The organism is Stutzerimonas sp. S1 (assembly GCF_025966695.1).
Classification (GTDB): domain Bacteria; phylum Pseudomonadota; class Gammaproteobacteria; order Pseudomonadales; family Pseudomonadaceae; genus Stutzerimonas.
In genome coordinates, this window is the sequence record NZ_JAOEIY010000003.1 from 292171 (window position 1) to 316901 (window position 24731).

General features: G+C 62.9%; 25 protein-coding genes. 13 read left to right on the forward strand and 12 right to left on the reverse strand.

The window, feature by feature from the left end:
• Positions 1 to 4: 4 nt before the first annotated feature.
• The 4 genes from bamB to N8H22_RS08140 all read left to right on the forward strand — a co-directional run bounded on the left by bamB (position 5) and on the right by N8H22_RS08140 (position 4777).
• Positions 5 to 1153 carry an outer membrane protein assembly factor BamB gene (bamB, locus tag N8H22_RS08125; RefSeq protein WP_264590109.1) on the forward strand — a complete coding sequence of 383 codons (1149 nt, stop codon included), beginning with the start codon at positions 5 to 7 and terminating at the stop codon, positions 1151 to 1153.
• A gap of 107 nt (positions 1154 to 1260) precedes the next feature.
• On the forward strand, positions 1261 to 2742 hold the full coding sequence (gene der, locus N8H22_RS08130) for a ribosome biogenesis GTPase Der (protein WP_264590110.1): 1482 nt from the start codon (positions 1261 to 1263) through the stop codon (positions 2740 to 2742).
• A 104-nt stretch (positions 2743 to 2846) separates the two neighbouring features.
• Positions 2847 to 3995 (forward strand): pyridoxal phosphate-dependent aminotransferase, encoded by a 1149-nt coding sequence (locus N8H22_RS08135; RefSeq protein ID WP_264590111.1) that lies wholly within the window; start codon positions 2847 to 2849, stop codon positions 3993 to 3995.
• Positions 3983 to 4777, forward strand: coding sequence for an amidohydrolase (locus N8H22_RS08140; protein WP_264590112.1), 795 nt, complete (start codon positions 3983 to 3985; stop codon positions 4775 to 4777). The genes N8H22_RS08135 and N8H22_RS08140 overlap by 13 nt, the downstream gene beginning before the upstream one ends.
• 33 nt (positions 4778 to 4810) lie before the next feature.
• On the opposite strand, the gene N8H22_RS08145 is transcribed toward N8H22_RS08140, so the two are convergent.
• Positions 4811 to 4987, reverse strand: a complete 177-nt coding sequence (locus N8H22_RS08145; RefSeq protein ID WP_264590113.1) for a hypothetical protein — start codon at positions 4985 to 4987, stop codon at positions 4811 to 4813.
• 65 nt (positions 4988 to 5052) lie between these two features.
• Between N8H22_RS08145 and N8H22_RS08150 the strand changes: the two genes are divergently transcribed.
• Positions 5053 to 5586 carry a flavin reductase family protein gene (locus tag N8H22_RS08150; RefSeq protein WP_264590114.1) on the forward strand — a complete coding sequence of 178 codons (534 nt, stop codon included), beginning with the start codon at positions 5053 to 5055 and terminating at the stop codon, positions 5584 to 5586.
• Position 5587: 1 nt separating this feature from the next.
• Here N8H22_RS08150 and N8H22_RS08155 read toward each other — a convergent pair whose 3' ends face one another.
• From N8H22_RS08155 to N8H22_RS08175, 5 genes are all read right to left on the reverse strand, one after another.
• Positions 5588 to 5956 (reverse strand): DUF2784 domain-containing protein, encoded by a 369-nt coding sequence (locus N8H22_RS08155; protein WP_264590115.1) that lies wholly within the window; start codon positions 5954 to 5956, stop codon positions 5588 to 5590.
• 4 nt (positions 5957 to 5960) lie between these two features.
• Positions 5961 to 6590, reverse strand: a complete 630-nt coding sequence (locus N8H22_RS08160; RefSeq protein WP_264590116.1) for a DUF2238 domain-containing protein — start codon at positions 6588 to 6590, stop codon at positions 5961 to 5963.
• A gap of 76 nt (positions 6591 to 6666) precedes the next feature.
• Entirely contained in the window at positions 6667 to 7380 is a 714-nt protein-coding gene (locus N8H22_RS08165) for an endonuclease I family protein (protein ID WP_264590117.1), read from the reverse strand.
• Between the two features lie 100 nt (positions 7381 to 7480).
• Entirely contained in the window at positions 7481 to 8338 is an 858-nt protein-coding gene (locus tag N8H22_RS08170) for a carboxylate/amino acid/amine transporter (protein WP_264590118.1), read from the reverse strand.
• A 90-nt stretch (positions 8339 to 8428) separates the two neighbouring features.
• Positions 8429 to 9484, reverse strand: a complete 1056-nt coding sequence (locus tag N8H22_RS08175; RefSeq protein WP_264590119.1) for an NAD(P)-dependent alcohol dehydrogenase — start codon at positions 9482 to 9484, stop codon at positions 8429 to 8431.
• Between N8H22_RS08175 and N8H22_RS08180 the strand changes: the two genes are divergently transcribed.
• Positions 9483 to 9611: a hypothetical protein gene (locus N8H22_RS08180; RefSeq protein ID WP_264590120.1), complete on the forward strand. Its 129-nt coding sequence runs from the start codon at positions 9483 to 9485 to the stop codon at positions 9609 to 9611. The two genes, N8H22_RS08175 and N8H22_RS08180, sit on opposite strands and share 2 nt — an antisense overlap.
• Positions 9612 to 9750: 139 nt before the next feature.
• Here the strand turns inward: N8H22_RS08180 and leuA are convergent, their stop codons facing one another.
• Complete coding sequence (gene leuA / locus N8H22_RS08185) at positions 9751 to 11421, reverse strand: 2-isopropylmalate synthase (RefSeq protein ID WP_264590121.1); 1671 nt, start codon at positions 11419 to 11421, stop codon at positions 9751 to 9753.
• Positions 11422 to 11475: 54 nt separating this feature from the next.
• On the reverse strand, positions 11476 to 11664 hold the full coding sequence (locus N8H22_RS08190) for a hypothetical protein (protein ID WP_264590122.1): 189 nt from the start codon (positions 11662 to 11664) through the stop codon (positions 11476 to 11478).
• 52 nt (positions 11665 to 11716) lie between these two features.
• Between N8H22_RS08190 and N8H22_RS08195 the strand changes: the two genes are divergently transcribed.
• The gene (locus N8H22_RS08195; RefSeq protein WP_264590123.1) at positions 11717 to 12124 is read left to right on the forward strand and encodes a DUF2946 domain-containing protein; all 408 of its coding nucleotides are present in this window, start codon (positions 11717 to 11719) and stop codon (positions 12122 to 12124) included.
• Between the two features lie 55 nt (positions 12125 to 12179).
• Positions 12180 to 14372, forward strand: a complete 2193-nt coding sequence (locus N8H22_RS08200) for a TonB-dependent copper receptor (RefSeq protein ID WP_264590124.1) — start codon at positions 12180 to 12182, stop codon at positions 14370 to 14372.
• Between the two features lie 161 nt (positions 14373 to 14533).
• Here the strand turns inward: N8H22_RS08200 and N8H22_RS08205 are convergent, their stop codons facing one another.
• From N8H22_RS08205 to xseA, 4 genes are all read right to left on the reverse strand, one after another.
• Entirely contained in the window at positions 14534 to 15823 is a 1290-nt protein-coding gene (locus tag N8H22_RS08205; RefSeq protein ID WP_264590125.1) for a mechanosensitive ion channel family protein, read from the reverse strand.
• A 94-nt stretch (positions 15824 to 15917) separates the two neighbouring features.
• The gene (locus N8H22_RS08210; RefSeq protein WP_264590126.1) at positions 15918 to 16460 is read right to left on the reverse strand and encodes a hydrolase; all 543 of its coding nucleotides are present in this window, start codon (positions 16458 to 16460) and stop codon (positions 15918 to 15920) included.
• A gap of 25 nt (positions 16461 to 16485) precedes the next feature.
• A complete protein-coding gene (locus N8H22_RS08215; protein WP_264590127.1) occupies positions 16486 to 17310 on the reverse strand; it encodes a M23 family metallopeptidase in 825 nt (274 codons plus the stop codon).
• An 80-nt stretch (positions 17311 to 17390) separates the two neighbouring features.
• Positions 17391 to 18767 carry an exodeoxyribonuclease VII large subunit gene (gene xseA, locus N8H22_RS08220; protein ID WP_264590128.1) on the reverse strand — a complete coding sequence of 459 codons (1377 nt, stop codon included), beginning with the start codon at positions 18765 to 18767 and terminating at the stop codon, positions 17391 to 17393.
• A 130-nt stretch (positions 18768 to 18897) separates the two neighbouring features.
• Between xseA and N8H22_RS08225 the strand changes: the two genes are divergently transcribed.
• The 5 genes from N8H22_RS08225 (at position 18898) to N8H22_RS08245 (ending at position 24728) form a co-directional block, all read left to right on the forward strand.
• Positions 18898 to 19449, forward strand: coding sequence for a sugar ABC transporter ATPase (locus tag N8H22_RS08225; protein ID WP_264590129.1), 552 nt, complete (start codon positions 18898 to 18900; stop codon positions 19447 to 19449).
• Positions 19450 to 19575: 126 nt separating this feature from the next.
• Positions 19576 to 21045 carry an IMP dehydrogenase gene (gene guaB, locus N8H22_RS08230; protein WP_264590130.1) on the forward strand — a complete coding sequence of 490 codons (1470 nt, stop codon included), beginning with the start codon at positions 19576 to 19578 and terminating at the stop codon, positions 21043 to 21045.
• Between the two features lie 208 nt (positions 21046 to 21253).
• The gene (gene guaA / locus N8H22_RS08235; protein ID WP_264590131.1) at positions 21254 to 22834 is read left to right on the forward strand and encodes a glutamine-hydrolyzing GMP synthase; all 1581 of its coding nucleotides are present in this window, start codon (positions 21254 to 21256) and stop codon (positions 22832 to 22834) included.
• 301 nt (positions 22835 to 23135) lie between these two features.
• The gene (locus N8H22_RS08240; RefSeq protein WP_104097037.1) at positions 23136 to 24392 is read left to right on the forward strand and encodes a tyrosine-type recombinase/integrase; all 1257 of its coding nucleotides are present in this window, start codon (positions 23136 to 23138) and stop codon (positions 24390 to 24392) included.
• Positions 24393 to 24452: 60 nt separating this feature from the next.
• The gene (locus tag N8H22_RS08245; protein WP_102847618.1) at positions 24453 to 24728 is read left to right on the forward strand and encodes a hypothetical protein; all 276 of its coding nucleotides are present in this window, start codon (positions 24453 to 24455) and stop codon (positions 24726 to 24728) included.
• Positions 24729 to 24731: the final 3 nt, after the last annotated feature.

Below are 24731 nucleotides of genomic sequence, written 5' to 3' on the forward strand. Positions count from 1 at the left end.
ACGAATGCGCTGGAAAACTGCAGCGTTGCTGACCCTCGCCGTGATGGCGGCGGGTTGTAGCAGCAATGACACGAAAGAGCCTGAGCCTGCCGAGCTGACGAAGTTCGAGGCCGAGATCGAGCTGAAGACCGAATGGAGTCGTTCTATAGGCGAGGGTCAGGGCGAAACCTACAATCTGCTTGTTCCGGCGGTATATGGCGAGCAGATCTATGCCGCCGACATCGAAGGCCTCATCGTCTCCCTGGATCGGCTGACCGGCAAGGTGAACTGGAAGACGGACCTTGAAGTCCCGGTTTCCGGCGCGGTTGGCGCGGGTTATGGGCTAGTGCTGGTCGGTACGCTGCGCGGCGAGGTAATCGCGTTGGACGTCGCCAGCGGCGAAGAGCGCTGGAGAAGCCAGGTCAGCAGCGAGGTGCTGGCTGCTCCGGCAGTCAATGGCGATATCGTGCTGGTGCAGACCCAGGATGATCGATTGATCGCCCTGGAAATTGACAGCGGCGCTCAACGCTGGAGTTACGAAAGCAGCCCGGCCGTGTTGACCCTGCGCGGGACCGGCGCACCGTTGCTGACGAACCAGCTGGCGCTCGCGGGGCTGTCCAGCGGCAAGGTCATAGCGCTCGACACTCGACGCGGGCTGCCGGTCTGGGAACAGCGCGTGGCCATTCCGCAGGGCCGTTCCGAGCTGGAGCGTGTGGTCGATATCGACGGGGGATTGCTGCTCTCCGGCGGCACACTGTACGTCGCGACTTATCAAGGTCGGGCTGCGGCGCTGGATGTGGAAAGCGGGCGCATACTGTGGCAACGCGATGCATCCACTTACTCCGGCGTAGCGCTGGGGTATGGCAGCGTCTACCTGAGCCTGGCTAACGGTACGGTAGAAGGCGTCGACGAGCGTTCCACCACTGCGCTGTGGAGTAACGATTCATTGGCACGGCGCCAGCTTTCGGCACCGGCAGTTTTCTCCAGCTATGTGGCAGTCGGCGATCGTGAGGGCTACCTTCATCTGTTGAGTCAGGTCGACGGCCGCTTCGTTGCCCGCGAGCGTATCGACAGCTCGGGTGTGCGTGTTCGCCCGGTTGTCGAAGGCGACTGGCTGTATGCCTTTGCCAACGACGGCAAGCTGGTCGCATTGACCATTCGCCGGGTGGATTGATACCCGTGGGGTCATCCTGACGTTCTGCCAGGGCAGGGCGTTCGAATATCTGGCCGCTGCTTTGCAGCGGCCTTCGTGTTTTCTGAATTATCGCAGTGGAGAGCCGCATGGTTCCCGTAATAGCCCTGGTGGGCCGCCCGAACGTCGGCAAGTCCACCCTGTTCAACCGGCTGACCAAGAGTCGCGACGCCATTGTCGCTGAGTACGCCGGCCTGACCCGGGATCGCCAGTATGGCGAGGCCAAGTGGCAGGGCCGCACCTATATCGTGATCGACACCGGCGGGATTTCTGGTGACGAGGAAGGCATCGATGCCAAGATGGCCGAGCAGTCGCTGCAGGCGATCGAAGAGGCCGATGCCGTTCTGTTCATGGTCGACTCGCGCGCTGGCATGACCGCGGCCGATCAGATGATCGCCGAGCACCTGCGCAAGCGGAACAAACGCTGCTTCCTGGTGGCGAACAAGGTCGATACTGTCGACCCGGATCTGGCACGGGCCGAGTTCAGCCCGCTGGGGTTGGGCGATGCGCTGCCGATCGCAGCGGCTCATGGCCGTGGCATCAGCCATATGCTGGAAGAGGCGCTGGGGATCTTTCCCAGGGATAACGTCGAGGAAGCCGAGACCGACGAAGGCGCGGTGGCAGAAGAGGTCGCCGAGGGCCAGGAAGCCAAACGCATTCCCGGGCCCAGCGAGAAGGATGGTATCAAGATCGCCATCATCGGCCGCCCCAACGTCGGCAAGTCGACGCTGGTCAACCGCATGCTCGGCGAGGAGCGGGTCATCGTCTATGACCAGGCCGGCACCACCCGCGACAGCATCTACATTCCGTTCGAACGCGACGGCGAGAAATACACGCTGATCGACACGGCCGGTGTGCGCCGCCGCGGCAAGATCTTCGAGGCCGTGGAAAAGTTCTCCGTGGTCAAGACGCTGCAGGCGATCCAGGACGCTAACGTGGTGATCTTCGTCATGGACGCACGCGAGGGTGTGGTCGAGCACGATCTCAACCTGCTGGGCTTCGTGCTGGAGACCGGTCGGGCGCTGGTCATCGCTCTGAACAAGTGGGACGGCATGGAGCCGGGCGAGAAGGACTACGTGAAAACCGAACTGGAGCGGCGACTGTTCTTCGTCGACTTCGCCGATATCCATTTCATCTCTGCCAAGCACGGCACCGGGGTCGGGCACCTGTACAAGTCGGTGCAGGCCTCCTTCACTTCCGCAGTCACTCGCTGGCCTACCAGCCGCTTGACACAGATTCTCGAAGACGCCGTACGCGAACATCAGCCGCCGATGGTGGCCGGGCGACGGATCAAGCTGCGCTATGCCCACCTGGGCGGAGCCAACCCGCCGCTGATCGTGATTCACGGCAACCAGGTGGATGCGGTGCCGAAATCCTATTCGCGCTATCTGGAAAACACCTACCGGCGCGTGCTGAAGCTGGTCGGTACGCCTATCCGCATCGAGTACAAGGGTGGCGAGAATCCCTACGAGGGCAAGAAGAACACGCTCACCGATCGCCAGGTCAACAAGAAGCGCCGGCTGATGTCGCACCACAAGAAGGCCGAGAAGAAGCGCAAGGACAAGCGTTGAGCATCGCCAACGCCGCTCCGGTCGCGGTTTCGCGGCTGCCGGAGTGTGCGGGGGGCAGTTACAGGTTTTACGGCGGGTAGCGTCCGCTCTCAGGGGCTCGATCGATGATTGCTAGCAAGTTGCCCAACGTCGGCACGACCATTTTCACCACCATGTCGCAGTTAGCGGCCGAAACCGGTGCGATTAATCTCTCCCAGGGTTTCCCAGACTTCGATGGCCCGCTGGCGCTGCGTGAGGCGGTGGCGAGGCATGTGCTGGGCGGGCACAACCAATACGCACCGATGACCGGCCTGCCGGCGCTGCGCGAACAGGTCGCGACTAAGGTGCGTACGCTCTACGGGCGCTCCGTCGACGCCGACAGGGAAGTCACCATCACCCCCGGCGCGACGCAGGCGATCTTTTGCGCGATTCAGGCGCTGATCCGTCCCGGCGACGAGGTCATCGTTTTCGATCCCTGTTACGACAGCTACGAGCCTTCGGTACAGTTGGCGGGTGGTGTCTGTGTGCATCAGCAGCTCAGCCTGCCGTCGTTCGCCATCGACTGGCAGCGGCTCGCCGATGCGATCACTCCGCGCACGCGGATGATCGTGCTCAACACGCCGCATAACCCCAGCGGCGCGTTGCTCGAACGCAGCGATCTGGATCGCCTGGCGGAACTGATCCGCGAGCGCGACATCTACCTGCTCAGCGACGAGGTTTACGAGCATCTGGTGTTCGACGGGCGCGAGCACGCCAGCGTGCTGCGCCACGATGAGCTGTATCAGCGCGCCGTCGTCATCAGCTCGTTCGGCAAGACCTACCACGTCACCGGCTGGAAGACCGGTTACGTCGTTGCACCGCCGGCCCTGAGCGCCGAGCTGCGCAAGGTGCATCAGTACGTAAGCTTCACCGGTGTGACGCCTTTGCAGTGGGCGTTGGCGGAGTTCATGGCGGCGCATCCGGAACACCTCAGCGAGCTGCCGGGGTTCTACCAGGCCAAGCGCGATCTGTTCTGCGACCTGCTGGCTGGTTCGCGTTTCAGTTTCACCCGTGCGGCGGGCACCTACTTTCAACTCGTCGATTATTCGACTATTCGCCCGGACCTGAATGATGTCGCCATGGCTGAATGGCTGACCCGCGAGCATGGTGTGGCGAGCATTCCGATCTCAGTGTTCTACCAACAGGCACCGCAGGACCTGCGACTGATTCGCTTCTGTTTTGCCAAACGAGAGGAGACGCTGCGCCAGGCGGCGGAACGACTATGCGCGATCTGAACAATCTGCCCGATCTCCAGCTCGCCCTGGTTCAGACCACCTTGGTCTGGCAGGACGCTGACGCCAACCGCGGACGTTTCGCTGCGCTGCTGGAGCAGGCCCGGGGTGCCGACCTGATCATCCTGCCGGAGATGTTCACCACCGGTTTCTCCATGGAGTCGACGAAGCTGGCCGAGCCAGAGGAGGGCGCGAGCTACGCTTGGTTGCGCGAGCAGGCCGCGCGGCTGGACGCTGTGATTACCGGCACGGTAATCATCGAGGCGGCCGATGGCAGCCATCGTAATCGCCTGCTCTGGGCGCGCCCGGATGGCCAGGTGCTGCATTACGACAAACGCCACCTGTTCCGCATGGCCGGCGAGCACAAGCACTACACCCCGGGTGCCCAGCAGGCGGTATTCGAGATCAATGGTTGGCGGGTGCGGACGTTGATTTGCTATGACCTGCGTTTCCCGGTGTGGAGTCGTGATCCACACGGCACCGATCTCTTGCTGTATACCGCCAACTGGCCGGCAGCCCGTCGCGATGCCTGGAATCGCCTGCTGCCGGCGCGTGCCATCGAGAACCTCTGCTACGTAGCCGCGGTCAACCGCGTCGGGGAAGATGGCAAGGGCTACCTCTATAGCGGCGACAGCCAGGTGCTGGATTTCAAGGGCGACGGCCTGCTCATGGCAGGTGACGAGGACGGGGTGTTTCGCTGCACGCTGCGTAGTCGCGACCTGGCGGGCTTCCGTGAGCGCTTCCCGGCCTATCACGACGGCGACGAGTTCGAACTGCAACTCTGAGGGCGCGGCGGGCGACGTCCGTGTGCCGCCCGCTCATCGTGCCTTGCGCACCAGATACGCCTGCTTGTGCCCACGTCGTTCATAGTCGCGCATCGCCTGCTCGGCGCCGCAGCGGTCGGGGAAGCGGCGCATCTCCACCTCGTTGCCGTTGTCGTCGATCCGGTAGAGCACCCATTGGAGGTGCTGGTCGGGTGTGTGCGAGTCGCTCAAGTGTCCGCCTTGTGTTGCTGCGCTATGGTTGGAGTCGAGGTGATTCCTCAGCTTAGGAGTGTCCAATGAAGACCCCACTTCCACTCGCCGAAGTCTATGCCATTCTCGAGCCCGGACCGGTACTGTTGCTGGGCACAGCACAGGATGGCCGGGCCAATCTGATGCCGATGTCCTGGCATTGCATGATGGAATTCGAGCCCCCGCTGGTGGGCTGTGTGGTCAGCGCGGCGAACCATTCTTTCGCTGCGCTGGAGGCGACGGGCGAGTGCGTGCTGAACGTGCCGACTGCCGAACTGGCGCAGCAGCTGGTTGACTGCGGCAACAGCCACGGCGACGAACTCGACAAGTACGCCCGCTACGGGCTGACCGCCGCGCCGAGTGCTGCCGTTCAGGTTCCGCGAGTGGAGGAGTGTTACGCGAACCTGGAGTGTCGGGTGGTCGATCGCCAGCTGGTCGGGCGCTACAACTTCTTCATCCTTCAGGTGGTTCAGGCCTGGTGCGACCCCGCGGTGAAGGCGCCGCGCACGCTTCACCATCGAGGCTATGGCAAATTCATGCTCGCGGGGGAGGAGATCACCCTGGATTCGGCAATGCGCTGAGCTAGTGGCGACGGACGTGCCGCCAGTAGAGCCAGCCGTAGATCAGCAGGTTGACCACCAGTACTACGCCGGCCAACACGTACTGCACCGGCCACGTCAGCCACTGCGGATAGAGAATCGGTAGCAGATAGTGCTCGATGAAGCCTTCGCTGTAGCCCGCATCCCCAGCCTGCAGGCGCAGCGTCTGCTCCCAACCGGTGAGCGGACAGCCGCGATCGGCCAGTTCCACATAGACCGCCCACCCCATCGCCAGCAAATGGATCGGCAGCACGCCGTGCTTGCGCGCCACCAGCAAGCCGCCGAACAGGGCGAACAGCACGAAGCCCAGGTGCAGCACTAGTAGGGCGTCGGCCGCTAGGCGGTAGAGCATAGGGTCAGCTACCACGCTCGATCTGCGGCTTCAGCGCGGCGATCTGCCGGTTCTGCAGGCGATCGAGGCCGAGTAGCACGCTACTGGCACCAAGCAGCGCAACGAACATGTCCGATTGCGTGTCCCAGGGATCACCCTGCGTGCCGAGGAACTCGATGGCGCCGCCGCCGGCGGCCAGCGCTACCCACCATTCGATCAGCTCGTAGAAGGCGCTGATCGCCAGCGCCACGCAAATCGCTAGGAAGTTGAGCATGGCCCCACGCAGCAGATAACGGTGGCGCAACAAGATCTCCCGCGTGACCAGCATCGGCACCAGGCCTTGCATGAAGTGGCCGAGCTTGTCGTAGGGGTTGCGCTGCAGATCAAACAGTTCCTGCACCCAGAAGCCCAGCGGTACCCGTGCGTAGGTATGGGCGCCGCCGAGGATCAGCACCAGCGCATGTGCGGCGATCAGCACGTAGAGCAGACGGGTGAGGGGAAAGCTGCGATGGGTCAGCAGCAGTATCGGCGCGGCGATCAGCACTGGAGCGACCTCCAGCAGCCAGGTCGCCCTATCGTAGGGATCGATACCGGACAGGATCAGCGCCAGCAGCACCGTCAGCCCGAGCGTTGCATAAAGGGTGTTCTGCTGCATGCCATCCCAGCCGCTAGTGGTCGATGGCTACAGCATGCCGGCGCAGACGAGCGCCAGCAAGGCGCGTTGCCGTGGCTCAGCGGCTGGCCAGGGATCGTGGGCGAGCGCAGCTGCGCAGATCCACCGCGCCGACATGCGGATTGGCGTTGCCTTGCACGCAGGCGATGCGCTGGTTGCGGGTGCGTTCCCAGTCGCTGACAGGATGCTGGCGATTCCAGATGTCGTACAGGCGCCGATCCTGTTTCGCCAGGCGCAGCTTGTAGCGCTCACTCATGTACAGATAGGTGCGGGCAATGGCGCCGCGGCTGTATTCGGGCGGCATCGCCGTGCGCTGCTTGAAGTTGACCACGAAGGGGCAGGCGCCGTACTGGCTGGGCTTCTCGCTGAGCATGCCGAAACCGAAGTTGCTGCGGTCGCCATTCACCTCGCCGACCACCGGCACCAGGTTGTGCAGGTCGGCCTCGGCGCGGCTGAATACCGGATCGTTGGCCGTGCAGTGCTTGCGTCCGCCCTGTTGCCAGCATTGGCGCTGATGGCCGATGACCCAGGCCGGTACGATGTGCTCCCATTCCACCCGTTCGGCGCGCTTGGGCTGCTTGCGTGGAATGTAGCCGCAACTGGCGAGATCGATGCGATTGCCCTTGAACTGGCAGCCGCAATAGAAATCCACCGGACGATCGGCATAGAGGGTCCAGGCGATCTTCTTGGCCTCGCGGAACGTGCGAGGCGCGTCGGCGCAAACGCTGGAGGAAAACAGCAGGGCGAGCAGGACAAAGCTGAAGCGGCACATGGAAATCTCGACGACTGAACGAGTTCTGCATCCATGCGAAGGGCCGGCATTCTACCGCTCTGTTGATAGAAATCCATATAAAACAAGGGTTTGTCTGATGTCACTGGGCCTTCATCTGCCCCAGTCGATTGATCTGCAACGAGGCGAGGATGATCGCGCCGCCCACGGCGAGCAGCAGCAGGTTGGTTGTGGTGCCCCAGAACAGCAGGTTGAGCACCAGGCCCACCGGCACCGCCATGTTGTTCATCACCGCCAGCGTGCCGGCATCCACCAGCGTCGCGCCCTTGTTCCAGCAGAACTGGCCCAAGGCGGTGGCCAGCACGCCCATCCAGATCAATACCGTCCATTGCGTCGTGGTGCTCGGCAGCTTTTGCGCATCGCCGAACAGCAGCCACGCCGGCAGCACGATCAGCAGTGCGCCGAGGAAGAAGTAGCCGAAGCGGCGGTGCAGCGGTACGTCGGATGGGTACCGCTGCGCCAGATGCTTGTAGAACACCTGGCCGGCGGCGAAGGTGAAGTTGGCCAGCTGTAGCAGCAGGAATCCGCCGAGGAAGTCGCCGGAGATGCCGTCATAGCGGATCAGCCCGGCGCCGAGTACTGCGACCGCAGCCGCCACCAGCGCCCAAGGGTTGAAGCGCCGGTTGAGCGCATCGTCGATCAGCGTCACGTGCAGCGGCGTGAGCACGGTGAACAGCAGCACTTCGGCGACCGTCAGCACGTTGAAGCTCAGGTACAGGCACAGGTAGGTGACGCCGAACTGCAGCGCGCCGACCAAGGTTACGCCGACGATGAAGCCGGGCGCGACGCCGCGCCAGCGCGTCAGTGGCAGGAACACCAGCCCGGCGAGAATCACTCGGGTCAGCACGGCGAAATAGCTGTCCACCTGCCCGGCCAGGTAAGCGCCGATCAGGTTGAAGGAAAAGGCCCAGAGCAGGGTGACGAAGATCAGATAGCGCATGTCGCCTCCTCGACGAAGGCCGGCGACCTTAGCGGCTGCGCTAGAAAGAGGGAAGAGCTGGCGTACCAACAGGCACGCCAGCCCGAACGATCACGCGGCTTTCAGCGTCGCCATGTCGATGACGAAACGGTACTTCACGTCACTCCTGAGCATGCGCTCGTAGGCTTCGTTGATGTCCTGCATGCGGATCATCTCGATGTCCGAGACGATGCCGTGGTCGGCGCAGAAGTCGAGCATCTCCTGAGTCTCGGCGATGCCGCCGATCAGCGAGCCGGCGATGCGACGACGCTTGAAGATCAGCCCGAACACGCTGGGCGACGGGTGCGGCGAAGGCGGTGCGCCGACCAGCGTCATCGTGGCGTCGCGCTTGAGCAGGTTGACGAAGGCGTCGAGGTTATGTGGCGCGGCGACGGTATTGAGGATGAAGTCGAAGCTGTTGACGTGTGCCGCCATCTCATCCTTGTTCTTCGACACCACCACTTCCGAGGCGCCCAGACGCAGGGCATCTTCCCGCTTGTCTGGCGAGGTGGTGAACAGCACGACCTTCGCGCCCATGGCGTTGGCGATCTTCACCGCCATGTGGCCAAGCCCGCCGAGACCGACCACACCCACCTTCTGCCCCGGACCCACTTTCCACTGGCGCAGTGGCGAGTAGGTGGTGATGCCGGCACAGAGCAGCGGCGCGACCGCGGCCAGGTTGTCGGTGTGGTTGATGCGCAGCACGTATTTCTCGTCCACCACGATGTTGTCCGAGTAGCCGCCGAGGGTGTTCTCGCCGCCGCCGAACGCCGGACCGTTGTAGGTGCCGACGAAGCCGTTCTCGCAATACTGCTCCAGGCCTTCGCCACAGGATGAGCAGCTGCGGCAGCTGTCGACCAGACAGCCGACACCGGCGACATCGCCGACCTTGAACCTGCTCACGGCCGAACCGACCGCCGTCACGCGGCCGACGATCTCGTGGCCGGGCACCGATGGGTAGAGCGTGTTGTTCCACTCGTTGCGTGCGGTATGCAGGTCCGAATGGCAGACGCCGCAATAGAGGATGTCGATCTTGACGTCATTCGGCCCCACCTCGCGGCGCGAGAACGAATAGGGGGCGAGCGGGCTGTTCGGATCGAGGGCGGCGTAACCGAGGGTCTTGCTCATGAAGGCTCCTTTGATGATCGGGGTTGCACAGGGCAAGCCTAATGGCGATGGCACCGGCACCGTTTGCACAATCCTGCCGATGGCTTACGCGTTTCTGCTGATCGCCGCGGCTGGCACTGCCGACTGAATTCGGAGAGTGTTCGGAGCGGACAGTTCAGTCAGCGATAACGCTGTGGATGAGCTGCGCACATGAAAACGGGCGCATCGAGGATGCGCCCGCCGTTACGCTGCATCTGCGCGCAGGCCGAATGGCCTGCTGAACAGTGTCAGGCCGCCGCTACCTGCGCCTCGCGCAAGGCACGGTTCAGCGCGCTGAACAGGGCGCGGATGCTGGCCGTGGTGATGTTCTCGTCGATGCCGATGCCGTGCAACGGACGTTCGCCGTCCAGGCGCACCTCGATATAGGCCGCGGCCTTGGCGTTGCTGCCGGCGCCAATGGCGTGCTCGTGATAGTCCATGATCTCCAGCTTGACCGGCAACGCGGCCACCAGCGCCTCCAGCGGGCCCTTGCCGATGCCGCGCCAGTGGGCGACTTCGCCATCGGCCGCGACCTCCACGTCCACCGCGCTGGTGCCGTTCTCTTCCTGCAGACGATGACCCTTGAGCGCATACGGCGCGGTCGCCCGCAGATACTCGGCTTCCAGCAAGGCATAGATCTGCGCCGCGCTCATCTCCAGGCCGAGGCGGTCGGTTTCCTTCTGCACCACCTGGCTGAATTCGATCTGCATGCGCCGCGGCAGGCTGATGCCGTATTCCTGCTCGAGCAGGAAGGTGATACCGCCCTTGCCGGACTGGCTGTTGACGCGAATCACCGCCTCATAGCTGCGGCCGATGTCCGCCGGGTCGATCGGCAGGTAGGGCACTTCCCAGATGCCGTTCGGGTCCTGCTGAGCGAAGCCCTTGCGGATCGCATCCTGGTGCGAGCCGGAGAAGGCGGTGTGCACCAGGTCGCCCACATACGGATGGCGCGGGTGCACCGGCAGCTGGTTGCACTCCTCGACCACCTTGCGCACGGCGTCGATGTCCGAGAAGTCCAGCTGCGGGTCGACGCCCTGGGTGTACATGTTCAGCGCGACGGTGACCAGGTCGACGTTGCCGGTGCGCTCGCCGTTGCCGAACAGGCAGCCCTCGACGCGATCGGCGCCGGCCATCAGGCCCAGCTCGGTGGCGGCCACGCCGGTGCCGCGGTCATTGTGGGTGTGCAGGCTGATCAGCACGCTGTCGCGTTTGTCGATATGGCGACCGAAATACTCGATCTGATCGGCATAGATGTTGGGCGTGGCAGCCTCGATGGTGGCCGGCAGGTTGAGGATCAACTTGCGTCCGGGGGTCGGCTGGAACACCTCAATCACTGCATTGCACACCTCGACGGCAAAGTCGGTCTCGGTGGAGCTGAACACCTCTGGCGAGTACTCGAAACGCCAGTCGGTTTCCGGCGCGGCGGCGGCCAGGCGCTTGATGATCTGCGCGGCATTCACGGCGATGCTCACCACGCCGGCCTTGTCCTGATTGAAGACGATGCGGCGGAAGCTCGGTGCGGTGGCGTTGTAATAGTGGACGATGGCCTGCTTGGCACCCTTGAGCGACTCGAAGGTACGGGTGATCAGGTCCTCGCGGGCCTGGGTCAGCACCTGGATGGTGACGTCGTCGGGGATATGGCCGCCTTCGATCAGCTCACGGACGAAATCGAAGTCGGTCTGCGAGGCCGACGGGAAGCCCACCTCGATTTCCTTGATGCCAACCTGAACCAACGTCTTGAAGAAACGCATCTTCTTCGCCGCATCCATCGGTTCGATCAGCGACTGGTTGCCATCGCGCAGGTCGGAACTCAGCCAGATCGGTGCCTGGGTGATGGTCTTCGACGGCCAGGTGCGATCCGGAATATCGATGGTCGGAAAGGCGCGGTATTTCGTCGACGGATTCTTGAGCATGGTCATGGCGTTTTCCTGTTGATGGCGCAAGTGGGAGACGGCTTATCCCGCTCGCTGCAGTCATTTATGGGGAAAACTTATTGCCTGGCTTGGGTTAATTGCAAGAAGGGTTTTAAAATTGGCAGAACTGTCTAATATTCGAATTATTCCGCAATTTTCAGGGTCAAATAATGAGAAAACAGCAGCGTGCTTGTTTTCCATCGTTGCGGCCACATGTCGCACCGCGCGGCGCCTGTGACGTGCGATCATCCGGCCGCTCCTCCGGGGGTTAAGAAGTGCTGTTTGGATAAGGGATGCGCCGGTGACGCGTAAAGGGTTCTCGACATTAAGCATTTGGCTTGGCCTGTTCGCCATGCTGATGATTCATGTTGGCCCGCTGTATTCCGCGCTCCAGGTATCACCGCCGGCACCGGCGGTCATGGGCGAGCATCACCATGCGGCGCATGAGCACGCCGATGAGGGCGCGCCGACCAAGGCGGTCGCGCACCATCGAGCACTTGCCAGTGACGGTCCGGCCTGGCTGACGGCCTTGGAGCTGTGCGGCTATTGCGAACTGCTCACACTCAACCCGCCGTTGATCCTGTCCGTCGACCTGGCGCTGCCGCTGCATCGTCCTGCCTATTTCCACGCCCTGCCGCAGACGCCGCTGCTGTCTGCCCTGCGCCGCAGCAGCGGCCATCCGCGCGCCCCGCCATATCTGCAGAGTTGAGTTTTCAAGGCCGTCAAACGCGCGGCTATCAAAAAATGCAGATGTGGAAAGAATTATGTCCAGTAACACTATTGGCTGTGCGGCGCGCTCGCGCCTGTCCGTTGATTTTTCGCTCCGTCCTTCGCGCCGTCGTTGGCAACTGGCTCACGCTGCGTTGCTGAGCCTGCTCAGCGGTGCCGCACTCGCTGCCGAGTCGATGGATCACTCGCACCATACCGAGGCAGCCGATTCGGTCGAGCTGGCGCCGATGGTCATCACCGGCGTCGCCCAGCAGTCGCCGCTGACTGTGGTCACCGACCCGAAGATCCCGCGCCAGCCGATGCCGGCCAGTGACGGAGCCGATTACCTGAAGACCATTCCCGGCTTCTCCGCGGTGCGCAATGGTGGGGTGAATGGTGATCCGGTGTTCCGCGGCATGTTCGGCTCGCGCCTGAAGCTGCTGAGCAACGGCGGCGAGATGCTCGGCGCCTGCCCGAACCGCATGGATTCGCCGAGCTCGTACATCAGTCCGGATACCTTCGACAAACTGACCGTCATCAAGGGGCCGCAGACCGTGCTCTGGGGGCCTGGTGCCTCGGCCGCCACCGTGCTCTTCGAGCGTGAGCCGGAGCAGTTCAGCGAGCCCGATTACCGCATTAATGGCAGTCTCTTGACCGGCTCCAACGGGCGCTTCGACCGCAATCTGGATGCCGCCGCCGGTAGCGAGCAGGGCTATGCGCGGTTGATGGCGAACAGCTCGCAGGCGGACGACTATGCCGATGGCAATGGCGATACCGTGCCGTCGCGCTACGACAAGTGGAACACCGATGTCGCCCTGGGCTGGACGCCGGATGCCGACACGCTCGTTGAGCTGACCGCCGGGCGCGGCGATGGTTATGCGCGCTACGCAGGGCGCGGCATGGACGGCAGCCAGTTCCAGCGCGAGAGCCTGGGGCTGCGTTTCGAGAAGACCAACATCGGCGAGACCTTCTACGGACTGGAGGCGCAGGTCTACTACAACTACGCCGACCACATCATGGATAACTACAGCTTGCGCAGTCCGGGCGGGATGATGCCGAATCCGACGCTTTCGCGGGTCGATCGTCGGACACTTGGCGGGCGGCTGGTCGGCACCTGGCAGTGGACCGATGTCGAGCTGAAGGCGGGTGTCGATGCGCAGCGCAGCGAACACCGCAAGGTGATGGACCCGACCAAGGCGGTTAACCAAATGGTGCTCGCGGCCGGTAGCGCAGCGCTGCCTTGGGTGCCGGATGCCATGCTGCACAGTTATGGGCTGTTTGGAGAGCTGACCTGGGATATCACCGACACTCAAAAGGTCGTTAGTGGCGTACGGGTAGATCTACACGAGGCCGAGGATCAGCGCGAATTCTTCAACAGCCACGATCCTTCCAGCATGCCGATGGTCAAGCGTAACTGGGATAACCCAACCGCCGGTGAAACCCGCCGCGACACCCTCTACAGCGGCTTCGTACGCTATGAGGAAGAACTCGCCAGCCTACCGGCGACCTGGTACGCGGGCTTGGGCCACGCTGAACGCTTCCCGGACTACTGGGAGCTGTTCGTCTCCAACCCGGGGCCGGTCGGCACCGTGCAGCCGTTCGATTCGGTACGTCCGGAGAAGACCACGCAGCTGGATGTCGGCCTGCAGTACGCCAAGGGGCCGCTGGAAGCCTGGGTGTCTGCATACGCCGGGGTCGTCGAGGACTACATCCTGTTCAGCTATGTGCCCGGGGTGATGGCTAACATGATCCGTGCCGAGGTCAGCAACATAGACGCCACCATCGCTGGCGCCGAGATGGGCGCCAGCTACCGCTTCACCAGCAACTGGAAGGGTGATGCCAGCGTGGCCTACGCGTGGGGCGAGAATCGCAGCGATGATCGCGCCATGCCGCAGATCCCGCCGCTGGAGGGACGCCTGGGGCTGACCTACGAGCGCGACAACTGGAGTACCAGCGGTCTCTGGCGCGTAGTTGCGTCGCAAGGCCGTGTAGCCGAGAACCAAGGCACTGTGGTCGGCAAGGACTTCGATGAGAGCTCCGGGTTCGGCGTGCTGGCGGTCAACGGTGCGTATCGCTTGAACGAGAACTTCAAGCTCAGCGCCGGCGTCGACAACCTGCTGGACAAGAACTACAGCGAGCACCTCAACCTGGCTGGCAGTGCCGGCTTCGCTGATTACGGACTCGATGCCACCAGTCGCGTCAATGAACCGGGCCGCACCTACTGGGCACGGGTCGACATGAGCTTCTGATTCACGGCGGCAAGGGGCGGGAGCAAATCCCGCTCCGGACGTAGGTTGGCGCTGAGGCGCGGGGCGTGTTGGGGTGGCTCGCGGCGCTGGCGTCAGGGACGATGCAATGGGCAGTGTCGGGTGCCATGCCAAGCGCTTCGTGCCTCAGCGCCAACCTACGATTAGCTTTTTCCCTCGGCCGGATGTCCTTCCGGCTGCTGCAGGGCCGGCGCGCCGCGCTGCCCCAGCGATTGTCCCCAGTCACGCATGTCGCCACCGCTCGGATGCTGGAATACCCGCAGCCCGAACTCGGGCAGGATCGCCAGCAGGTGATCGAAGATATCCGACTGGATCGCCTCGTACTGTGCCCACGCCACGGTGTTGGTGAAGCAGTAAATTTCCAGCGGTAGACCGTCGGCGGTCGGGCTCAGCTGGCGTACCAGCAGCGTCATGTGCTGGTGAACGCCGGGATGGGCGCGCAGATAACGCTCTACATAGGCGCGGAAGGTGCCGAGGTTGGTGACGCGACGAGTATTGACCGGCTCCTGGCCGCGCTCGGCGAGTTTGGCATTCCACTCGTCGATCTCCTTGCGCTTGCTGACCAGATAGTCCTCCAGCAGGCTGAAGCGATACAGCCGCTTGCGCTCCTCGGCATCGAGGAAATGCACGCTCTGCTGATCCAGGAATACGCTGCGCTTGATACGTCGCCCGCCGCTTTCCTGCATGCCACGCCAGTTCTTGAACGAATCGGAAATGAAGCGTTTGGTCGGGATGCTGGTGATGGTCTTGTCCCAGTTCTGCACCTTGACGGTGTGCAGGGCGATATCGATCACGTCGCCGTCGGCGTTGAGCTGCGGCATTTCCACCCAGTCGCCGACGCGGATCAGGTCATTGGAGGTGATCTGTACGCTGGCCACCAGCGACAGCAGGGTGTCCTGGAAGATCAGCATCAGCACTGCTGCCATCGCACCGAGACCGGAGAGCAGGATCAGCGGCGAACGGTCGATCAGGGTGGCGATGATGAGGATGGTGGCGATGGCATAGATGACGATCTTCACCACCTGCAGATAGCCCTTGATCGGGTGCAGACGGGCATCCGAGCGCCGCTGGTAGAGCAGGTTGACGATGTCCAGCACCGCGCCCAGTGCCAGCGCGATGGTCAGGACGATGAAGCCGCCGCAGACGTTGCGTACCACCGTCACCGCCGCTTCCGGCAAGCCGGGCACGGCATTTACCCCGATCGAGAGCACCAGTGCCGGCACGATGTTTGATAGCCGCTTGATCACGCCGAAATCCTGCAACTGCGCATCGCGCAGGTGGCGCAGCAGTCGGTAGAGGCCACGTACCAAGATGCGCTTGACGACCCAGTTGGACAGCCAGGCGGCGAAGATCAGCGCGGTGCAGGCGAGCAGTGTTTGCAGTTCGGGATGATCGCCAAGCCAGTCCAGCGCGACGGTCAGTTCTTCCTTCATGTGAGCTCCAGCAAGGGCAGGCGGAGAACGCTCCCGCCCTGAAACGACGGGACCTTAGCAAATTCGCACCCTGTGGTGCGGCTGCGAGGGGCGCTCAGCGGATGAACTCGCGGCTGATGGTCTTGAACAGCTCGCTACCGGCCCGCTCCATCCATTCGAAGGCCACCATTTCGCGCGAGACGATCTGTGCGCCGGCCTGGCGCATGCGTGCCAGCGCAAGTGTCTTGTCCGAAGCACGCCGCGAGCTGACCGCTTCCTCGACGACGAAGACCTCGCTGTCCCGTTCCAGCAGGTCGAGCACCGTCTGCATCACGCAAACGTGGCTTTCGCAGCCGCAGACGATGAATTGCCGGCGCTCGCCGCCTGGGCGCTTGAACAGCTCGCCGTCGGCGGCTGCAGAGAAATGCAGCTTCTCGAGGATGGCATTGTCGGGTACAGCGCTGCGCAGCGCTGCTGAAGTCGGGCCGAGGCCCTTGCTGTACTGCTCGGTGAGCAGCACCGGCACGCCGACGCGCTGCGCAACCTGCTGCAACCAGGCGGTGTGTTCCACCATCGCGGCACTATCGAGAATGGCCGGCAACAGGCGTTCCTGGATATCGATGATCAACAGGGTCGAGTCCGTGGCTTTGATTCGCATGGTTTCGTTTCCTTGTGCGAGGCGTTCAGCGCTTGAACGCGCCAATGAAAATTGCCGGGTCTACCCGGGCGTCGTTGAGGCTGACATTCCAGTGCAGATGGGGGCCGGTGGCACGGCCAGTGGCCCCGACCTTGCCAAGCACCTCGCCACGGGCCAGTCGGTCGCCGGTTTTCACGCCGATCTCGGACAGGTGGCAGAACATGCTGATCAGCCCCTGGCCGTGGTCGACGAACACAGTCTTGCCGTTGAAGAAGTAGGTGCCGGTCAGGATCACCTGGCCGGCCGCCGGTGCCTTGATCGGCGTGCCGGCCTTGGCCGCGAAATCCAGGCCTGAATGTGGGTTGCGTTCCTCACCATTGAAGAACCGGCGCAGGCCGAATGGCGAGGACAGCGGACCATCCACCGGACGATCGAACAGCAGGTTGCTCGGCTGATTGGCGCTGAACTGGCGATAGGCGCGGTTCTGCTCGTCCAACTCACGCTCGATGCGCTTGAGGTCGGCGGGGTTCGGATTGACCTGGCGCTGATTCTTCAGGGTGATGTGCTGCGCGCGATATTCGCGGTTCTCGACCTGGAAACTCTGTTGGTGACCATCGACCTCCAACTGCTGCGCACCGGGTTTTACCGTCAGTGGGATGCCAACGATGGCGATCCAGCGTTTGCCGTCTTCACGCACCACCAGCGTCGGCTTGCCCTGATAGCGTGTCCGCGGAGCCGTCGGACCATCGCCGACCGCAATGACGGCGACACCGCCAGGGACCGGCTTGTTCAGCAGACGGGTGATGAAACCTTCGGCATGGGCGGGCAGCGCGAGTGCAAGAGACAAAAGTAGGGCGAGGACGCGTGGCATGAGCGGTTCCGCTGGAAGAAACGGCCCATCCTCGCGCAAAGCGGCGCTCGGGAAAAGGCCGGTTATCTCGCCATCGCCGGTCAGAGCAGCGGCAGGGTGACCGGCTCCAGATGGTTGTCTTCGACCCGGACGTCCAGCTCGCCTTGGCCAAGCTTGGCCGTGAGACGCTGGCCGGGCGAGGTCTGGCTGGCGCGGCGGATCGCCTGGCCGCGCTCGTCGAGCAGGATGCTGTAGCCACGGCTGAGGGTAGCCAGCGGGCTCACCACGTTGAGCGTCTGGGCCAGGCCCTGTAGCTGCTGTTGCCGGCCCTTCAAGATTGCCTGCATGGCGCGTGGTAGCCGGTCGGACAGGTGCTCGAGGCGCTGTCGCAACAGGTTCAGCGTCCGCCCCGGGTGTTGCGCGGCGAGGCGTGTCTCCAGGTGGGCCAGGTGTTCACGGCGACTGTCCAGGCGCCGGTCGATGGCCCGCAGCAGGCGCTGCTCAAGGTCGTCTATGTGCTGGGCCTGTTGTTGCAGGCGTTCGCCGGGATGGCGCATACGGCGGGTCAGACTCTCCAGTCGCATGGCATCGCGGTGCAGGCGGTCGCGCATGCGCAGCACCAGGCGTTGCTGCAGGCCGCTCAGCCGTTGCTGCAGGTCCGCGCTGGATGGGGCCAGCAGTTCGGCTGCCGCCGATGGCGTGGGCGCACGCACGTCGGCAACAAAGTCGGCGATCGATACGTCTGTCTCGTGACCTACGGCACTGACGACCGGGGTGGCGCAGGCATCCACGGCACGCGCCACGGCTTCTTCATTGAAGCACCAGAGGTCTTCCAGCGAGCCGCCGCCGCGCGCCAGGATCAGTGCGTCGAAGCCTTGGGCATCGGCCAGTTGCAGTGCCCGGACGATCTGGCTGGTGGCTTCGCGGCCTTGTACAGCCGTCGGGATCAGCGTCAGCTCGACCTGCGGTGCTCGTCGTTTGAACACCGAAATGATGTCGCGGATCACCGCGCCGGTTGGCGAGCTGACGATGCCGATACGCCGCGGATGGGCGGGCAGCGCAATCTTGCGTTCGGCGGCGAACAGGCCTTCGGCGCCGAGCTTTTCCTTCAGCGCTTCGAAGGCCAGACGCAAAGCTCCGTCGCCGGCTGGCTCGACATTGTCGAGGATCAACTGGTAGTCGCCGCGCCCCTCGAACAACGACACCTTGCCGCGCACCCGCACCGCCAGGCCGTCGCGCAGCGCCTGGCGCACCCGCGCCGCGTTCTGCCGGAACAGCGCACAACGTACCTGCGCATTTTTATCCTTGAGGGTGAAATAGATGTGGCCGGAGGCAGGGCGGGCGAGATTGGAGATCTCACCTTCGACCCAGACTTGCGCGAACACGTCCTCGAGGAGCAGCCGGGCGCGGCCGTTGAGCTGGCTGACGGTCAGCACGTCGCGATCGAGATTGAGGCGTTCGAAGGGATCTTTGAGCATGGCGGCGATGATAAGCCGCGCGCGGTCAGGCGGAAACTGAAACTGTTGCGCGTCCGTCCAGCTGACCTTGACCGACCAAGCGGTGGCGCTAAGCTGCGCGGCTTTCCTTCGTCTCCTGTTCCGAGTCTCCATGAGCCAAAGCCAAGCTATCATCGTGCCGCGCATTTCCACGTTCCCTGGTCACGAAGCCAAGGCGCGGGTGATCCTGCGCTGGCTGGTCGAGCGGCGCATCATCGAGGCACTGCCGACCACCTGTGGTCGCGGTGTTGGCGGCATGGGCTACGCGATTGCCTCTGGCGCGCGTTCCGTTGTGCTGCACCCGGAACGCTTGCCTTTTGGCGAGGCCATCAACGGTCTCGAAGTGGTGACCAAGCGCTGCATTTACACACCGACCCGCGATTTCGCCGAAGAGGCCGGCTGTCCCGAGTGTCGCCGCGAGATTGGCGAGGCGTTGTTCGAGAGTCTCGATGAGTGGATGCCCGGCCAGAGCGATAACTTCACCTGCCCGGAATGCGGCTTCGAGGATGACATCAACGGCTTCCTGTTCATTCCGCCCTGTGCCTTCTCCAACCTCGGCTTCATCTTCAATGGCTGGGGTGAGGCGGGCTTTCGCCAGACTTTCCTTGATGAGTTCGCTGAGCGCCTGGGCTTTGCGGTGGCGTTGGTGATCGATCAGTCGTGACCGCTGGGTCATCGGCCCGGGAGCCGGTTTTTGAGCTTGCGCGAGGCTCTGCACAACCGCATTGAGCGCGATGGTTCGCGTGGGTATAATGCCGCGCTTCCTTTTTCCCGCCTGGGAGCCCCCGCCATGCTGCGTATCAGCCAAGAAGCCCTGACTTTCGATGATGTTCTCCTGATCCCGGGATATTCCGAGGTTCTGCCGAAGGATGTCAGCCTGAAAACCCGCCTGACCCGCGAAATCGAGCTGAACATTCCCCTGGTTTCCGCAGCGATGGATACCGTCACCGAAGCCCGCCTGGCCATCGCCATGGCGCAGGAAGGCGGCATCGGCATCATTCACAAGAACATGAGCATCGAGCAGCAGGCTGCCGAGGTGCGCAAAGTCAAGCGCCACGAGACGGCGATCGTCCATGACCCAGTGACCGTGACCCCGGAAACCAAGATCAGCGAGCTGCTGCGCAAGGCCCATGAGCTGGGCTTCTCCGGCTTCCCGGTGGTGTCCGGCAAGGAACTGGTCGGCATCGTTACCGGTCGCGATCTGCGTTTCACGCCGAATGCCGGTGATTCCGTCGCGGCGATCATGACGCCCAAGGACAAGCTGGTCACCGTCCAGGAAGGTACCGGCCTGGAAGAGATCAAGACCAAGCTCTATGAGCACCGTATCGAGAAGATGCTGGTGGTCGATGGCAACTTCCATCTGCGCGGCCTGGTGACCTTCCGCGACATCGAGAAGGCCAAGACTTATCCGCTGGCCTCCAAGGACAACCAGGGGCGTCTGCGCGTTGGCGCCGCGGTCGGCACCGGCGCCGATACCGGCGACCGCGTCGAGGCGCTGGCTGCGGCGGGCGTAGACGTGGTGGTGGTGGATACCGCCCACGGACATTCCAAAGGTGTGCTCGACCGCGTGCGTTGGGTCAAGCAGAACTTCCCGCAGGTGCAGGTGATCGGCGGCAACATCGCCACCGCCGAGGCAGCGCTGGATCTGGTCAAGGCCGGCGCCGACGCGGTCAAGGTCGGCATCGGCCCGGGCTCGATCTGCACCACCCGTATCGTCGCCGGTGTCGGCGTGCCGCAGATTTCCGCCATCGCCAACGTCTCAGCCGCGCTGGAAGGTACCGGCGTGCCGATGATCGCCGACGGTGGTATCCGCTTCTCCGGTGACCTGTCCAAGGCCATCGTCGCCGGGGCCAACGCGGTGATGATGGGTTCGATGTTCGCCGGTACTGAAGAAGCCCCGGGCGAGATCGAGCTGTTCCAGGGCCGCTCCTACAAGGCCTACCGCGGCATGGGCTCGCTGGGTGCCATGTCCCAGGCTCAGGGTTCCTCGGATCGCTACTTCCAGGATTCCTCTGCCGGTGCCGAGAAGCTGGTGCCTGAGGGTATCGAAGGCCGCGTACCCTACAAGGGCTCCCTGGCCGCGATCATTCATCAGCTGATGGGTGGCCTGCGCGCCTCCATGGGCTACACCGGCAGCGCCACCATCGACGAGATGCGCTCGCGGCCGCAGTTCGTGCGCATCACCGGCGCTGGCATGGCCGAGTCGCATGTGCACGACGTGCAGATCACCAAAGAGGCGCCGAACTACCGAGTCGGCTGAAGAATCGATTTGACGCGGCTGCGCCAGGTCATGCCGCGTTGGTGAAGAACTCGGAATGCTCATTTGCTTCGGCAAACACCGCTTTCTCGTTTCTCTCCTCGTTGTCTGCCCATAGCTAGCGACGCCGCAAATCGATTTTGCAATACATGAACAACGGGGCTGTTCGATCGGCCCCGTGTCATTTGTGACTACCACGAGAGATGCCCATATGGCTCATCCTGACATCCACGCCCACCGCATCCTGATCCTCGACTTCGGGTCGCAGTACACCCAATTGATCGCCCGCCGCGTGCGCGAGATCGGCGTCTACTGTGAGTTGCACCCGTGGGACATGAGCGAGGAAGACATCCGTGCCTTCGCACCGCGCGGCATCATCCTCGCCGGTGGCCCCGAGTCGGTTCATGAAGAAGGCAGCCCGCGCGCGCCGCAGGCGGTGTTCGATCTCGGCGTGCCGCTGTTCGGCATCTGCTACGGCATGCAGACCATGTCCGAGCAGCTCGGCGGCAAGGTGCAGGGTTCGGACGTTCGTGAGTTCGGTTATGCGCGCGTCGATCTGGTGGGCAAGTCGAAGCTGTTCGACGGCATCGAAGACCACATGGATGACGACGGCGTGTTCGGCCTGGACGTCTGGATGAGCCACGGTGACAAGGTCACCGAGATTCCCGCCGGCTTCCATATCATCGCCAGCACTCCGAGCTGCCCGATCGCTGCCATCGGTGACGAAACCCGCCACTACTACGGCGTGCAGTTCCATCCGGAAGTGACCCACACCCGCCAGGGCGGCCGCATCCTGTCGCGCTTCATCCTGGAAATCTGCGGCTGCGAAGCGCTGTGGACGCCGTCCAACATCGTCGAAGACGCCATCGCCCAGGTGCGCGCCCAGGTCGGTAACGCCAACGTGCTGCTCGGCCTGTCCGGTGGGGTGGATTCCTCGGTCGTCGCCGCGCTGCTGCATCGGGCGATCGGTGACCAGCTGACCTGCGTATTTGTCGACAACGGCCTGCTGCGCCTGCACGAGGGCGATCAGGTGATGGCCATGTTCGCCGAGAACATGGGCGTCAAGGTGATTCGTGCCGACGCCGAAGCGCAGTTCCTGGCCAACCTCGAAGGCGAGGCGGACCCGGAGAAGAAGCGCAAGATCATTGGTCGTACCTTCATCGACGTGTTCGATGCCGAAGCCAGCAAGCTGGACAACATCAAGTTCCTTGCCCAGGGCACCATCTATCCGGATGTGATCGAGTCGGCCGGAGCCAAGAGTGGCAAGGCCCACGTGATCAAGTCCCACCATAACGTCGGCGGCCTGCCAGAAGAGATGAATCTGCAATTGGTTGAGCCGTTGCGCGAGCTGTTCAAGGACGAGGTGCGCAAGATCGGCCTTGAGCTCGGTCTGCCCTACGATATGGTCTACCGTCACCCGTTCCCGGGGCCCGGCTTGGGCGTGCGCATCCTCGGCGAGGTGAAGAAGGAGTATGCCGACCTGCTGCGTCGCGCCGACCATATCTTCATCGAGGAACTGCGCAACTTCGACTGGTACCACAAGACCAGTCAGGCCTTCGTAGTGTTCCAGCCGGTGAAGTCCGTGGGCGTGGTCGGTGACGGCCGTCGCTATGCCTGGGTCGTCGCCCTGCGCGCGGTGGAAACCATCGACTTCATGACGGCGCGTTGGGCGCACCTGCCCTATGAGCTGCTGGAGAAGGTGTCCAACCGCATCATCAACGAGATCGAGGGCATCTCCCGCGTCACCTACGATGTCTCGAGCAAGCCGCCAGCGACCATCGAGTGGGAGTGATATCAGGTCCTTCGGGGATTATCGGTACCTATCGATAAGATGCTGTAACGTGTTGATTTATAATAAAATACGTCGCGGCACCTATCGGTAGCTATCGCCAGGCAGCGGGATGGTTTGGCGGTACTGGTAACGGTAAGAACCGATGCCCGGATTCGGACCCTCCCGTTTACTATCGAGACCAAACCGGTCTTTGACGGTAAATCTCTCCTCCGGAAAGCTTGCGCCATACGGCTTTCCCGGCATCAGCAGGTCTCCTGGCCCTTGACGGTAAAAGCCGTCATGAACCGGAGGAAAAACCTCGATGCTAACCGACACTGCACTGCGCAATCTCAAGCCCAAAGCCAAGCCCTACAAGGCTTCCGATCGCGACGGAATGTACGTAACGGTATCGCCCGGCGGTACCGTCACCTTTCGCTACGATTACCGTCTCAACGGACGCCGGGAAACGCTGACCATCGGACGATATGGACCAGCGGGGATTTCATTGGCCATGGCGCGCGAAAAGCTGCTGGATGCCAAGCGAATGGTTGCTCAAGGCATATCTCCTTCCTTGGAAAAGCAGCGAGCCAAGCGGCGTCTGACTGCTGCCAAGTCGTTTGGTGAGATGCTGAAGAGATGGCTGGCTGATGCGCGTATGGCCGACAGCACGCGATCCATGCGCAAGAGCATCATTGATCGCGACATCCTGCCGGTCTTCGAGAACCGTCTCCTGACCGAAATCACCGCAGACGATCTCCGTGCGCTCTGCTCCAGGGTGAAGGGTCGCGGGGCGCCGGCCACAGCCGTTCACGTTCGCGACATCGTGAAGCAGGTCTTTGCGTTTGCAATCCTGCACGGTGAGAAAGTGGAGAATCCGGCCGACGGTGTTAAGGCCGCATCGATCGCCACCTTCGTGCCGAAAGACCGAGCGCTGACCCCGACCGAGATTCGCCTGGCTTTTCACCAGTTGGAGTCGATTGCGGCGTACCCCACCATTCGATTGGCCTTGCGCCTGGTACTGCTGACCTTGGTGCGTAAAAGCGAGCTGATCGAAGCTACTTGGAATGAGGTGGATTTTGAGAACGCCACGTGGACGATCTCCAAGCAGCGTATGAAGGGACGCAATCCCCACGTGGTTCACCTGTCGCGCCAGGCTCTGGATATCTTCGTGGCACTGCATACGTGTGCTGCAGGATCGAGGTTTGTCCTGCCCTCTCGCTACGACATCCACCGTTGCATGTCGCACGCGACCTTGAACCGAATCACGCAACTGATCGCATCGCGGGCCAAGGAGGCGGGGTTGCCGCTGGAGCCGTTTACGGTGCACGACCTGCGCAGGACTGGCTCTACGCTACTCAACGAAGTGGGGTTCAACGGTGACTGGATTGAGAAGTGCCTGGCGCATGAGGACGGGCGTTCCTCGCGCTCGGTCTACAACAAGGCCGAGTACGCGGAGCAGCGGCGCCACATGTTGCAAGAGTGGGCAGACATGGTTGATGCCTGGATCGATGGTCGGACTCACCTGCCGAAGCTGTTGCCGGACAATGTGTCCGTGCCGGTATTGAGTGCAGCCGTATAAAGGAATGGGCAGGTTGTCAGTTGACAACCTGTCGAATCATACGAATACTGGAGACTATCCATGGCCCGTCCTTCACATCCGAAGAAAGAGATCGAAGAAGCGCTTAAACATGCCGAAGGGCAGGGGTGGCGCATCGAAGTTGGCGGCAGTCACGCCTGGGGGCGGATCTACTGTCCCTATAACGACGAGGAATGTCGCTGCGGCGAGTTCTGCATCACCAGCGTGTGGAGTACGCCGAAGAACCCCAGCAACCAAGCACGCGCCTTACGCCGCGTGGTGGACAACTGCACCACGCATCGTAAGCAGCAGGATACTGCCGACGATGCAGAGGAGTAGCAC